At 69.5% G+C, this 12,236-nt stretch carries 14 protein-coding genes and 4 pseudogenes; 6 read left to right on the top strand and 12 right to left on the bottom strand.

Features of this window, described 5'->3' with window-relative positions; all coding sequences use genetic code 11:
- The 8 genes and pseudogenes from ABTZ58_RS34840 to ABTZ58_RS34805 all read right to left on the bottom strand — a co-directional run.
- Positions 1-92, bottom strand: a pseudogene (locus tag ABTZ58_RS34840) (alpha/beta hydrolase); the annotation flags it as partial.
- Between the two features lie 156 nt (positions 93-248).
- Complete coding sequence (locus ABTZ58_RS34835; RefSeq protein ID WP_351365799.1) at positions 249-1,103, bottom strand: alpha/beta fold hydrolase; 855 nt, start codon at positions 1,101-1,103, stop codon at positions 249-251.
- A 250-nt stretch (positions 1,104-1,353) separates the two neighbouring features.
- Positions 1,354-1,588 (bottom strand): annotated as a pseudogene (locus ABTZ58_RS34830) (hypothetical protein); the annotation flags it as partial.
- Between the two features lie 88 nt (positions 1,589-1,676).
- Complete coding sequence (locus tag ABTZ58_RS34825) at positions 1,677-2,099, bottom strand: MarR family winged helix-turn-helix transcriptional regulator (RefSeq protein WP_351365796.1); 423 nt, start codon at positions 2,097-2,099, stop codon at positions 1,677-1,679.
- Between the two features lie 120 nt (positions 2,100-2,219).
- Positions 2,220-2,975, bottom strand: a complete 756-nt coding sequence (locus ABTZ58_RS34820) for an MBL fold metallo-hydrolase (RefSeq protein ID WP_351365793.1) — start codon at positions 2,973-2,975, stop codon at positions 2,220-2,222.
- A 37-nt stretch (positions 2,976-3,012) separates the two neighbouring features.
- Positions 3,013-3,819 (bottom strand): alpha/beta fold hydrolase, encoded by an 807-nt coding sequence (locus ABTZ58_RS34815; protein WP_351365790.1) that lies wholly within the window; start codon positions 3,817-3,819, stop codon positions 3,013-3,015.
- Positions 3,820-4,163: 344 nt separating this feature from the next.
- A complete protein-coding gene (locus ABTZ58_RS34810; protein WP_351365805.1) occupies positions 4,164-4,382 on the bottom strand; it encodes a hypothetical protein in 219 nt (72 codons plus the stop codon).
- Between the two features lie 48 nt (positions 4,383-4,430).
- Positions 4,431-4,612 (bottom strand): annotated as a pseudogene (locus ABTZ58_RS34805) (IS481 family transposase); the annotation flags it as partial.
- Between the two features lie 557 nt (positions 4,613-5,169).
- Between ABTZ58_RS34805 and ABTZ58_RS34800 the strand changes: the two are divergent.
- Together ABTZ58_RS34800 and ABTZ58_RS40340 are read left to right on the top strand one after the other, a co-directional pair.
- Positions 5,170-5,445, top strand: coding sequence for a hypothetical protein (locus ABTZ58_RS34800; protein WP_351365787.1), 276 nt, complete (start codon positions 5,170-5,172; stop codon positions 5,443-5,445).
- Complete coding sequence (locus tag ABTZ58_RS40340; protein WP_502996177.1) at positions 5,399-5,776, top strand: DUF6192 family protein; 378 nt, start codon at positions 5,399-5,401, stop codon at positions 5,774-5,776. The genes ABTZ58_RS34800 and ABTZ58_RS40340 overlap by 47 nt, the downstream gene beginning before the upstream one ends.
- Before the next feature lie 68 nt (positions 5,777-5,844).
- Here the strand turns inward: ABTZ58_RS40340 and ABTZ58_RS34790 are convergent, their stop codons facing one another.
- Complete coding sequence (locus ABTZ58_RS34790) at positions 5,845-6,816, bottom strand: ADP-ribosylglycohydrolase family protein (RefSeq protein ID WP_351365784.1); 972 nt, start codon at positions 6,814-6,816, stop codon at positions 5,845-5,847.
- Between the two features lie 235 nt (positions 6,817-7,051).
- Between ABTZ58_RS34790 and ABTZ58_RS40335 the strand changes: the two are divergent.
- A pseudogene (locus ABTZ58_RS40335) lies at positions 7,052-7,312 on the top strand (hypothetical protein); the annotation flags it as partial.
- A 318-nt stretch (positions 7,313-7,630) separates the two neighbouring features.
- On the opposite strand, the gene ABTZ58_RS34785 reads toward ABTZ58_RS40335, so the two are convergent.
- Positions 7,631-8,200, bottom strand: a complete 570-nt coding sequence (locus tag ABTZ58_RS34785; protein ID WP_351365781.1) for a TetR/AcrR family transcriptional regulator — start codon at positions 8,198-8,200, stop codon at positions 7,631-7,633.
- Between the two features lie 136 nt (positions 8,201-8,336).
- Between ABTZ58_RS34785 and ABTZ58_RS34780 the strand changes: the two genes are divergently transcribed.
- On the top strand, positions 8,337-9,122 hold the full coding sequence (locus tag ABTZ58_RS34780) for a creatininase family protein (protein ID WP_351365778.1): 786 nt from the start codon (positions 8,337-8,339) through the stop codon (positions 9,120-9,122).
- 42 nt (positions 9,123-9,164) lie between these two features.
- On the opposite strand, the gene ABTZ58_RS34775 is transcribed toward ABTZ58_RS34780, so the two are convergent.
- A complete protein-coding gene (locus ABTZ58_RS34775) occupies positions 9,165-10,559 on the bottom strand; it encodes an amidase (protein ID WP_351365775.1) in 1,395 nt (464 codons plus the stop codon).
- Positions 10,546-10,764, bottom strand: coding sequence for a hypothetical protein (locus ABTZ58_RS34770; RefSeq protein ID WP_351365772.1), 219 nt, complete (start codon positions 10,762-10,764; stop codon positions 10,546-10,548). Before ABTZ58_RS34770 ends, ABTZ58_RS34775 begins: the two co-directional genes overlap by 14 nt.
- A 119-nt stretch (positions 10,765-10,883) precedes the next feature.
- Between ABTZ58_RS34770 and ABTZ58_RS34765 the strand changes: the two genes are divergently transcribed.
- Together ABTZ58_RS34765 and ABTZ58_RS34760 are read left to right on the top strand one after the other, a co-directional pair.
- Entirely contained in the window at positions 10,884-11,039 is a 156-nt protein-coding gene (locus ABTZ58_RS34765; protein WP_351365769.1) for a hypothetical protein, read from the top strand.
- Positions 11,040-11,272: 233 nt separating this feature from the next.
- The gene (locus tag ABTZ58_RS34760) at positions 11,273-12,205 is read left to right on the top strand and encodes an MBL fold metallo-hydrolase (protein ID WP_351365766.1); all 933 of its coding nucleotides are present in this window, start codon (positions 11,273-11,275) and stop codon (positions 12,203-12,205) included.
- Positions 12,206-12,236: the final 31 nt, after the last annotated feature.

The raw sequence follows: 12,236 nt of genomic DNA, 5'->3' as shown, positions 1-12,236 counted from the left end.
TGGATCAGCACCACGGGCTGACCCGAGCCCTTGTCCTCGTACTGCACCTCGATGTCGCTGCTGTTCTCCGTGCCGACCTTGATACGTCCCATGACGTCCAACCTCCAAAGTATGTTCAGGGCTCCGGCGTCCAGACCTGTGCGACTGGTCTGCTCTCTCGTTCGACCGTGCCCCTTCCGGGGGACCCGCCGATCACTTCACCCCGGCCGGAGACGGCGGGTCATGATCGGGGCACGGGTGCCCAAGGGCTACTCGGACGTGGTTCGGGCGGCCTGTTCGATGAGGCGGGTGACCGCGCCGGGATGGGAGACGGAGACGGCGTGGGAGGAGTTGACCTCCACCGTGTGTGCATGGGCGCGTTTGGCCATGAAGCGCTGTTCGTCCGGTGCGATGGCGTTGTCCTTGGTGGTGACCAGGTCCCATGACGGGATGGTCTTCCAGGCCGTTTCCGTCGCTTTCTCGTCGAAGACCGACGCGGCCAACGGGCGCTGGGTGATGGCCATGAGATCGGTGACCGACTTGGGCAGGTCGGCGGCGAACGCGTCGTGGAACTTGTCCTTTTGGACGTAGAGGTCGGTGCCGGTTCCGCCGCCGGGCAGTGGGTAGGTGACGGGCTCGAGGGCCGAGGGGAGGGTCGCTCCGGGGAAACGGTCGCCGAGTTGGGCGGGTGTTTCGTCCTTGTCGGGTATGAAGGCGGCGATGTAGACCAGTGCCTTGACTTCGGGGTTGCCGACGGCGGCGTCGCTGATCACGGAGCCGCCGTAGGAGTGGCCGACCAGCACGATCGGTCCCTGCACGCTCTTGAGGCAGCTCTCGAGGTAGTCCGAGTCGCTGGCCAGCCCGCGCAGGGGATTGGCGGGAGCGGCGACCGGATAGCCGTCGTGCCGCAGACGCTTGATCACGCCGTTCCAGCTGGAGGAGTCGGCGAAGGCTCCGTGTACGAGCACGACCGTGGGCTTCGGTCCCCGCCTGGTGGCCTCGGTCTCGGCCTTGGCCGCGGGGGACGGGACCAGGGCTGTCAGGCTGAGGGCGGCTACGCCCGCGACCGCTGCGAACGCGGCGGCATTTCTGCGGAAGGGGCGTAGGGCTGTCTTCACATTCACTTGATCTCCTTGAGGTGCGTGATGCGTCACTCCTGGGATGGCAGAGTTGCCGTCCCACTGATGCGACTCCGTTCGTACGGGTCGTAGTGGTGACGTCACGCGGGCGCGCCGGCAAAGTCCGGTCGCAGACACGACGGTGGAAGTGCCCGACCGGTTCGAAAGAGATCTCCATGAGCCCGGCTCACCTGGGGTCAACGTGGCGGGTTGTGCATCCTCTGGGGCCGGGGCTCGTGCCTTCTCGGAGGCCGTTTCAGTGGGTGAGTCCGCGGTGGTACACGAGGGTGGCGGCGATGGTGGTGAAGGCGTAGAGGTGTTCGGGCTTGTGTTCGTAGCGGCGGTGGTGTCGCCGGCGGCCGGACAGCCAGGGTCGAGGTTCGTGGCGGAGATGCCGATCGACAGGGGCAGGCCCCGGCAGTCGACGATCAGGTGCTTTTCTATCTGTTCTTGCCGCGGTCGGTCGGATTCGGGCCCGTCAGGTCCCTCTTCGAAAGCGCACTGAGAGCGAGTACTACCTCACCCTCGCCACACGGTCACGCAGGCCGAACACCGATCCGCCCCAAGATGCGACACCGCTCAGGTGGTGTCGCCCGGGTTCGCCTTGAGCAGCAACCCGTGCAGCGTTGCCAGTTCTTCCGGCGTCAGTACGCCGAGAGTGTCTTTCATGACGCGGTCGACGACAGCGGCTCCTTCGAGCCTGAGCCGTTCTCCCTCTGCAGTGAGGCGGTGTCGTACGGCGCGACCCGGCCCGTCGACACGTTCGATGAGCCCTCGATTGATCATCCGGCCCGCCAGCGTGCCCATCGACTGATCCGTCTGGAACGTCAGCACCGCGAGAGCGTGCAAGGAAGCATCCGGCTGCGCGTGCAGGTGTCTCAGCACATCCCACTGTGACAACGACAGACCGAGCTCGGCCAAGTGAGTGTTCGCCGTGCGATGGTGGTGCCACTGCAGCCGCTTGACCGCCAGTCCTACGTCCTGCAATGTCACGGCACTCATGGTCGCCCTTCACTCTCGGTATCCTCAGCTGCAGCTCCTCATCCTATGAGGTGAGACAGTTGCGGGACTCACTGAGCTGCGGTCATCGTCCCCGAGGACGCCGAGTGCCTCTGCTTCTTTTCACGGCACTGTCACCTCGATGCCGGGCAGGACAATCCGGACGTCGATCTCTGGCGCGATGCGGGCGACCGCGTCGGCGTAGTGGCGGGGATCCCGGTCGGTCTTGGTGATGATCTGGTCACCCAGCCGACCGCTGTGGAAGGCGTAGTGGTGCGGCACGGCGAGGGTCGGCTTGAGAACAGCCGTCAGTCCTGCGGCCTGCTCGGCGTTCATGACGGACTGCTCAAGGTTCAGCGGCCTGACGCACAGGCCGTTGGTCGGCAGGAGGGCCAGGTCGATGTGGCCGAACCGTTGCGGAATCAGGTCGAGTTCGGGAACCCGGAGCGAGTCGCCTCCGAAGAAGACCGTGCGTCCGTGGGCCTGAATGACGAAGGTGACCTCGTGGACGCCGTGCTGGCCCGGGGTTGCCGTCACGGTAAGGTCCCCGACGCTGGTGGCTTCCCACGCCTCGATGACCCGGACGTCGCGGAAACCCTTGCTCCGCGCGATGGACGCGACCGTACCGGGCCCGATCAGGGGTGTGTCCAGGTCGAAGCCGCCGGCGACGAGGGAGTCGAGGTCGCAGTGGTCGTAATGCTCATGACTGATGACGACGGCGTCGACGCGGCCGAGTTCCGCGACGGTCAGATGAGTCGGTTCGCCCGGATAGTAGTTCGCGGTCTGGGTGAACCAGGGGTCAGTCAGTACACGGATCTCACCGAACTCGATCAGCTGGCAGGCATGGTCGATCCGGGTCACCTTCAGTGGGACACTCATGAGGGGTTCTCCTTGGCTGAGGGGTGCGTGTGGGTGGTCACTTGTTGCCGAGGTCGAGCAGTGTGCCCAGCAGTTCCTCGGGTGTCTCGACCTGTGGCATGTGGCCCGTGCGGGGCAGCAGCGTGAATGTCGCCATCGGGATTGCGGCCGCGTAGGCCCTGCCGTAGTCCGGAGTGACGATGCGGTCGCTTTCTCCCCACAGCACATGGAACGGCACGTGTGTGTCGCCGAGCCGCTTGGCGAGCGTCGGGTCGGACATCGTGGGACCCGTGTAGCCGATGAGCGCGGGGATGTCCGGGCCCGGCCCCTTGCTGCCGGTGCTCGACAGCATGGGTGCCCTGCGGGGGTCGTGGAAGGAGTGGGCCAGGACTTCGGCGGGCGTCAGGCCGCTGACGTCAGTTGTCGGAGCGGCCTCGACCTCGATGCCGATTCCATTGATGATCACCCCTCCGCTGACACGCGGGCTGCCCTGGAGGGCGATCTCGGCGGCCAGCCAACCGCCGAAAGAGTTTCCGATCACGGTGACGTCGCTCAGGTCGAGCGTCTCCAGCATCGCCACATAGGCCTTCGCAAGGTCGCAAACGCTGGTGAGTGCGGAGTTCCTCGGGGTGCCGCAGAAGCCGGGGTGCGTCGGCAGCAGCACGCGGGAGTGGGTCCGCTCGGCCAGCAGGTCGGCGAAACCTGCCATGGTCGCCGGGCCGCCACCGCCGTGCAGCAGCAGGAACGGACGGGTGCGGTCGCGATCCTGGAAGGTCACGTCGACCGGGCCCATGGAGCCGACGTCGAGCGTGGCGGTTTTGGTGCGGGTGGGCCGCAGACTGCCGGCAGCTATCGGTGCGCTCATGGCTTCTCTTTTCTTCCGAGGATTTATATCAGGAACCTTATATCAGCTTGTTTATATACGCAACTGATTGAGGGGGCGGGGATCGCGAGGAGGTCCGAGGCCGTTGCACGCCACTCACCTCGGCTTTGTCCGCAGGACGGTGCGTGCGTCACCCCGCACACGGCCCGGAGCTGGGTGGTCGCGGCTGGGTGGGGCGCAGTGAGAAGAACAGGCGGCGACTTGGCAGGCTGAACGCGACGGGCGCGGACGCCGGTGAGCTGGCCGGTGGCGAGCCTGGCCCCGGCTGCGCCCTTCGCCACACTCGAGTTTTGCGGTCTTGGCGGCTGTGCGCAGGTCTGCAGCGGTCACGGCCGGCGTCGGAGGGATGCCGTGAGGAGCGGCGAATGGCGCGGGACCTGACCGCGGTACAGGTCCACCCATCGCGGCGCTCCCGGTTCCGCTGCGTGTTCATCGGACCCGAGTTCTTCGCGCAGTTGACGGAGCGTCACCGTGGCGTGGTCCTCGCCCCACTCCGGGGAGCCGCCGGGCGACGCCCGGAAGCCGCCGTTCTCGTCGTGGCGCAGCAGCAGGACGCGGTCCCGGGCGTCGAGGACGTGGAGGACGTGGAGGACGTGGAGGAAGTCTGCCAGGGCCGCTGGCCGTTCGTCGTTGGAGGTGTAGGGCCGCAGGTAGGCCCATTCGTCGAGCAGGTGCGGTTGAGGTGTGCGCTTGCGTTGGTCTGCGGCCGGTAGCGCCGGATCTCCTTGTGGGTGATGCCGGCCGCAGTGAGATTCCGGGTGAACAGCGCATACCGTAGAGAGCCGATCGACTACGGGCGACCGGGTGCGGCGAGCAAACGGGGGTCCAGGCGGCGTCCGCCTGGCGCACGGCATGACGACGAGGCGCTGGTTGGCCGTCAGCAACAGCGCGGCGAGGCGCGGTGTGGGTGCGGCGGCGGGTGACGCGCTGTGGGGCAGACGTCCGGCGTACCGCCTTGGCGAGGGGAGCAAGGCCTGCGGGGGGCCTGCAGATCCGGCAGCGAGTTCGACGATGGCCGATGCTGGGGACCCGCGCAGGACGCAACGCGGGACGGCGTATAGATGAGCCGGTCCGGCCAGCCGCTGGCGGTTCAGTCTCTTTCAAGCTCCGACTGGCCCCGGCCGGGGGGGCAGTTTCGGAGACATCGGTCCGACCGAAGTCGTCCGGCGACATGCGCCTGTCAGCCCTCCGGGCATGCGGCCCGGCTCTCGCCCGCCGCTGCACCGTGCGGGACAAGGCCCTGCACAAGTGCTGTTGGCTGACCGAGTCGTGTAGCTGACGACAGCCCGCAGCGGACGCTCGTAGGATGCCTGAATGTCAAGACCGTTACGGATGAGCCGCCGCGCCTGGGTCGCCACGTGGGCGGTGCTGTGCGTGGCCGCTCTCGCTGCCACCGCCGCACTGAACGCCTCTCCGGCGGCGCCTGACCCGCAACCCGAGAAGCCCGTCAGCGCTGAGTGCGCCGAGTACATCGCGGACATCGAGAAGAAGCTGGCCAAGGCCAAGGCGGAAGGCAACGACGACGGCGTGCTGGCCTTTACACGAACCCCGGTCGGCGCGGATGACTGCAGCGATGCAATCCGCGACCACTTCGGCGGCGACCGATGAGCCGCCGCACAGGACCCCCGCGCTGGCGGGGCTGATCTGCGCCGGTGCCGTGGCGATCACCGCCGTGAGCGCCGCGGCGGAGCCCCATGAAACACTCCGCCGCGCCGCGATCCATTCGTCGGCCCACGACGAGGAAGTCGCAGCCGCGGTGACCACCGACTTCCTCAAGCGCCCGCAGGTCGCGGCGAAAGTGTCGGCGGAGGACAAGGCCGGGTGGTGGAGGAGTTCACCCGCTTCGAGCCGGTCGCGGCGACGACTGCGACCGGCCTGCTGCGCCGACCGGAGGACCGTGCGGGCTGATGCGTGCGGGCCCTTTCCGCCGCCCCGGTAATCCCGGCAACCCCACTGGTGTGTACTGAAAAGCTCCCGTCGCCCACTTGGAGCATGCACCGAGGCCGGTCAGCAGCCAGGAGCGACCCGCGAGACCTGGTCGACATTCAGCCCTTCTTCGAGGCGGTGTGCGAGGTGGAGCAGATCTGTCAGGTGCAGCACCCGTCCGTCGAAGCCTGGGAGGGGGACATGGAGCGGCTGTGTCCAGCGGGCGGGGATTGCGTCCAGCCCGTAGTGCGCCCCCGCGAGGCCTCCGGTGACCGCGGCGATGGTGTCCGTGTCACCGCCGAGGTCGATCGCCGCGCGTATCGCGTCCTCGAAGCTGGTGGTGGTGCGCAGGGCCCAGACGGCTGAGCCTAGGCAGGGCCAGACCGCACCGTTGAACTCGGTCGCCTGATCGGGGTGCCAGCCGGGCGCGAGGACTGCGGCGTAGCGGCCGCGATGGTCGGGGTGGACTAGAGCCAGGACGTCCGGGAGCGCGGCGAGGGGGTGAATGTCCTTGAACGTGACACGGATGAGCTCGTGGAAGATCGCGGTGCCCTCCCAGGCCGCACGGTCACCGTGGGTGAGGGCAGCGATCCGGCGGGCCGCGTCCATGGTGGCTTCCTGGCCGGAGGAGGCGAAGTAGACCGCGGAGGTCGATGCCCGCATCAACGAGCCGTTTCCCGCTGCTCGTTGGTTGACCTGGAAGTGAATCGCGGCGGCGAGGTCCCAGGGCATGCCGTTGGTCAGGACGTCTTCGGTCTGCAAACCGATGTCCTTCGGTTCTGATGCCGCCCACCGCTGGAAGCGGGCGAAGATGTCCGGCAGATCCAGTCCGCCCCGCTCCAGCAGGGACTCCGCGACCAGGACGGCCATCTGCGTGTCGTCAGTGGCCTCGCCGGGGTCCCAGCCACCGCCTCCGCACATCTCGCCACCGGCACCGGGCGCGGGAAACCGTGCGGAGAACGCTCCCGGGGGGCCGAACTCGAAGGGAGCGCCCAGGGCGTCGCCCACCGCTGAGCCGAGGACCGCGCCGGCCGCTCGCTGAATCTGCTTCATCCGCGCAGGCTATCCGCGCCGTGCCGACGGCCGCACGGCCCTATCACCTTCCTCAGTTCCCCGAACCATCGGCGGCGAGCGCGTCTCGTCTACGGAGGTGCGCCACCTGAGACACCCTGGGGCTGAGACACCCGTACAGGTCACCTGACGCCGTCCAGGGCGGTCGCGTCCGGCAACCGCGGCAACGACACGCCTCGCCGCACGAGGCCGGCTCGACGCCGATGGCGCCGCCACCGATGCCGGCATCGCGGCGCGCGAGCGGATCGAGGTCGAGACAGGCGAGCAGTGCCGGCGCTGTGGACGCCGATCGGCGACCCGACGTCCGTGGACTCACCTCGCTCATCATGCCGATCCACGACGCGTTCACCGCAGCCGGGACATACCCCTTCCGCGTGGAGATGGGAGACGTGCGGTCCGTCGATCCGGAGGCCGCCGGGTAGGTCCCGTTCTCGGGCAGCCGCGACGAACGGACTCGCGGCGCGGGGGACGACGCTGAGGACTGGACCGGGCGCGAGGGGCGACAGTACCGCGATCAGCGGTAGCAGTGATGCCCCTCAATGACCGGTGACCGAACTCGGGAGCGGAGGGAGCGGGGGAGGGGCGGCGAGCTCCGGCTGCCGCGCGCCCGGGTGGTGTCCCGCGCCCGGGTGGTGTCCCTGTCCGCCCCGCCCCGTCGGCGCCGCGGTGGTCGAGCGGTGCCTCACCGGTGCGGGCATCGCGAAGTGATCTTCTCGAACCAGCGGACGTACTGTCCCGGTCCCGGTATCGGTCTCGTCCAGGAAGAGGAGTCGGTCTGGCCGCCACGGAGGCTCGGTCAGCTCTGTGAGGCCCGCAGCAGGCCGTGCACCAGGTGTCGGGCGTAGGAGGATTCCAGAGCGCCGGGACGGAAGAGGATGCGGTACATCATCGGGGCCACGACGCGGTCGATGACCGTCTCGACGTCCGGAACCGCCTGACCGCGATGCCGCGCCCGCTGAAGAATCACGTCGATCTGCTCGGCGGCATAGGCGGAACACTGGCCGGCGTTGGTTCCGTCGGGGTCGCCCAGCAGAGCGTCCCGGATGTAGGCGCGGCCCGGGGGAGAGGACATCTCCTCGAGGAACTCCTCGGCCCAGGCGGTCAGATCCTTGTCGATGTCGCCCCGGTCCTCGGGAGGGGCCTCCGGTCGCAGGCGTTCCACCGCCACGTCGGAGAGGAGCTCCTGGAGGTCGCCCCAGCGCCGGTAGATGGTCGAAGGCGTAACGCCGGCCCGGGTGGCGACCATCGGAACTGTCAGGGCGTCCCGGCCCACCTCGACGGTGAGTTCGCGTACGGCGTCGTGCACTGACTCCTGGACGCGTGCGCTGCGCCCGCCCGGGCGGACCATCGGCTTGCGAGGACTCATGGGGCCAGCTTAAAGCAAAGATGTTGCGTCTTGCGGGGCGCCGCCCTACGCTCCCTAAAGGCTAATATTTAGCTTTAGCGCCTCTCTGTAGATCGTCATGTGGGTCGTCACGAAAGGTCCCGTCGCCATGCCGAACATGCCGAACGCTCCTGTGATCAGCGAACACCGCTGGAACCACCTCACCGCCCCCGAGTTGCGCGCCCTGGCGGCGCGGGACGCGGTGGTCCTCCTGCCGGTCGGTTCGACCGAGCAGCACGGAGCGCACTTGCCGACCGGTGTGGACGACTTCCTCGCCGCCGAGGTGTGCCGCCGCGCCGCCGCACTGGCCGATCCCGTGCCGGTCGTGGTCGCCCCGTCCGTCTGGTGCGGCCTGGCCGAGCACCACATGCCGTTCGGCGGCACGCTGACCCTGTCCCTGCCCACCCTCCACGCGCTGCTGCGCGATGTCTGCGGGTCGGTGCTGCGGGCCGGGTTTCGCCGCATCCTCCTGGTCAACGGCCACGGCGGCAACGTGACCGCCCTCAAAGCTCTGGTCGACGAGCTGACCTCCGAGCTGTCGGCGCCCCTCGCCGTGACGAGCTACTTCACCGTCGGCCGGCAGGCCCTCGCCGATGTCCTGGAGACGCAGGACCATCTCATGCACGCCTGCGAGGGGGAGACGTCCATGTCGCTTGCCGCCTTTCCCGCCCTGGTCCGCGAGCAGGAACTGCCCGAGGCCGTGGGGCCGGTGATCTCGTTGCAGTCGGAGGACACCTCCCCGGTGTACCGGTCGGTGCCGTTCGACACCGTGACGGCGAACGGCACCGCCGGTGACGCGCGTGGTGCCACGGCGGCCAAGGGCGAGAGGATGCTCGACGGGTGTGCGCGGGCACTGTCGGACCTGCTCCGAGCCGGTATATGGCCCCCCTCTGAAGACCGCTGACCCGGCCGGGCGCGTGAGCCCGCCGGGCCGGATCAGCGGTCGTCAGGCCGCCCGGGCCGGCTCCCGTGCGGGCCGGGCCGCCTCGTAGGCGTGCCCCACCTTCAGCAGGAGGGCCTCGGAGAGGGGCCGTCCGAGCAGTTGCATACCGATGGGCAGTCCCGCGCGGCTGCGGCCGACCGGGACGGAGAGCGACGGGACGCCGGTGATGTTGGCCGGCGCGGAGAGGCGGACGTACGCGTCGGAGACGCTCTCGACGGTGCCGTCCGGCCAGGTGACCGTCTCCTGTCCGGAGGGTGCGGCCGGCAGCGGAACCGTGGGCGCGGCGATCACGTCGACATCGGCCAGCACACGCGCCCACCGCCGGCGCATCAGCGTCCGGGAGCGCTGAGCGCGCAGATAGTCCCCGGCCGACATCAGCTCGCCCGCCTCCAGCAGGATGCGCACGTCCGCTTGGTAGAGGTCGGGGACGGTACGAAGGGTCCGCTCATGGTAGGCCGTGGCCTCGGGCACCATCAGGCCCCACTGGGTGGCCTGGACGTACCGGGTCATCGGGATCTCGACCCCGACCGACCGGGCGCCCAGTTCCTCCAGTTGCCCGATGGCCTGCCGGACGGCCGTTTCCACCTCGGGGTCGACGTGCTCGAAGTAGTAGTTGGCGGGGACACCGACGCGTACCCCCGTCAGGTCCGTGGCGTCGCGGGGCCGGTAGTCGGGGGATGCCGCGCCCGCGAGGCTGGCCGGGTCGCGCGGGTCGTGGCCGGCGAGCGCGGCCAGGACGAGCCCGGCGTCCTCCACCGTGCGAGTGATCGGCCCGACGTGGTCCAGCGACCAGGCCAGGGACGTCACCCCGTGCCGAGGGACCAGGCCGAACGTCGGTTTCAGTCCGACGACCCCGTTCAGGGCAGCGGGGACGCGGATCGAACCGCCGGTGTCGGTGCCCAGGGCGAAGGTGGCCGTCCCGGCCGCGACGGCGACGGCGGAACCGCCGCTGGAACCGCCGGCGACGCGCTTCGGATCCCAGGCGTTACGGGTCTGCGGGGTGGTCAGACCGTAGGCGAACTCATGGGTGTGCGTCTTGCCGATCAAAATCGCCCCCGCCTCCAGGAGCCGAGCCGCGACCGTGCTGTCGCACTGCGCGCGATGGCCGCCCCGCACCCGGGAACTGGCGGTGGTGGCCACGCCGGCGACATCGATGAGGTCCTTCAGGCCCATCGGTATCCCGTGCAACGGACCGTGCGGGCGGCCCTCGGCGACGACCCGCTCGGCCTTGCGGGCCGCCTGCCGGGCCCGGTCGGCGGTGACGGTGACGTACGCCCCGAGCCCGGGCTCCACCTGGGCCAGACGCTCGAGTACCGAGTCGACCAGTTCCACGGGCGACAGCCGGCCGTGGCGGATCTCCTCGGCGGCCGAGGCCAGCGACATCTCATACGGCTGCATCGAACTGCTCCTCCTCGCGGTGATGGACGCGATACGCGGCGGCGGGCGGCACGTCGCCGAAGTCCAGCTCGCGCAGCAGCGCCACCACGGAGTGGATGTACTGCGCGGTGGTCGCCACCGGGGCGTGCCGGTCGGCGGGCAGGGGCAGTCCGCAGCGGTCGGCCCAGCGGGCCGCTTCCTGGGGGGTGAGGTCCGGTGTGGACAACGCGATCTCCCTAAAGCCAAGAGTTTGCGTTAGGGGGCGATAGGGCCTACCGTGACTTAAAGCAAACGAATAGCTTTAAGTGTCGTGCAGACCAGCACGGACCCGGAGAAGAGGAGCCCATGTCCAGCACCGCCCCAGGCGCCCCGGCACCGGCCCCCGTCGCCCGTGCCGCCTTCGCCCCGGACGTCTCTGCACGCGTCACACTCCCGGCCGCGTCCACCGCCCCACCCCCGCTGTACTCGCGCCACCGGCACCAGTGGGCCCGCCCCCGCTAAACCATCACCGCCGCCCTCGCCGCCTGTGCCCCCGCCCTTCTGCTCGCCCCGCTCACCACCGGAGCCCTCTTCGACCAGCTGGGGCCGCCGCCCCGTCCTCGTCGGGGCCCTCGCCGTCGAATCCCTGGCCATGCTGATGCCGGCGACGGCCGACGGCTCCGCCGACCTGATCGCGGGCCGCAGCCTGCGGGCCCGGTCCGGTCACGCGATCCACACCGAAGGAGACACCACTCATGACGAACTCGACGGCCACCGCCCCGCAACAGCTCGGTCCGGCCCCCACCTGGACCGTCGGCGACCTCACCGTCCACCGCATCGACGAGACCGGACTGCCACCGGCCACGGGGCCCTGGCTGCTGCCCGACGCCACCCCGGACATCGTCGCCCGCGAGGACTGGCTGCGCCCCGACTTCGCGGACGCCGAGCACGTCGTACGCGTCGACAGCCACAGCTTCGCGCTCGAGACCCACGGCCTGCGCGTCCTCATCGACACCGGCATCGGCAACGACAAGCCCCGCGCCAACCCCGCCTGGAACGACCTGCACACCGACTACCTCGACCGCCTGGCAGCCGCCGGCTTCACCCCCGACACCGTCGACCTGGTGATCCTCACCCACCTGCACACCGACCACGTGGGCTGGAACACCCGGCGGCACGCCGATACGTGGGTGCCCACCTTCCCCCGCGCCCGCTACGTCACCTCCCGCATCGAGCGTGAGTTCTGGGCCGGCTACGCCATGGACGAACCGCGCCGGCAGATGTTCCGCGACTCCGTGCTGCCGGTCGAGGACGCCGGACTGCTCGACCTGGTGGACGTCCCCGGGACAGGCATCGAAGTGGCGCCGGGGGTACGGCTGCTGCCCACCCCGGGGCACACACCCGGGCACCTCGCCGTCGAGGTGACCAGCGGCGGGGACAAGGCGTTGGTCACCGGTGACTGCGTGCACCATCCCGTGCAGTTCGCGCGCCCGGGCATCGGTAGCTGTGTGGACATCGACCCGGCCCTCGCCGAGACCACCCGTCGCCGGCTGCTCGCCTCCCTCGCCGACACCGGCACCCTCGTCCTCGGCACCCACTTCCCACCGCCGACCGCCGGTCGCGTCACCGCCCGAGGCGATGCCTACCGGCTCGATCCGGTCCCGCCGGTGACCGCGCCCCGCGGCTGAACCGAGGCGGTTGTGACGGAGCAGTGATCTT

Source organism: Streptomyces sp. NPDC094143 (genome assembly GCF_040303825.1).
Taxonomy (GTDB): domain Bacteria; phylum Actinomycetota; class Actinomycetes; order Streptomycetales; family Streptomycetaceae; genus Streptomyces.
This window is presented reverse-complemented; position numbering and strand designations above follow the sequence as displayed.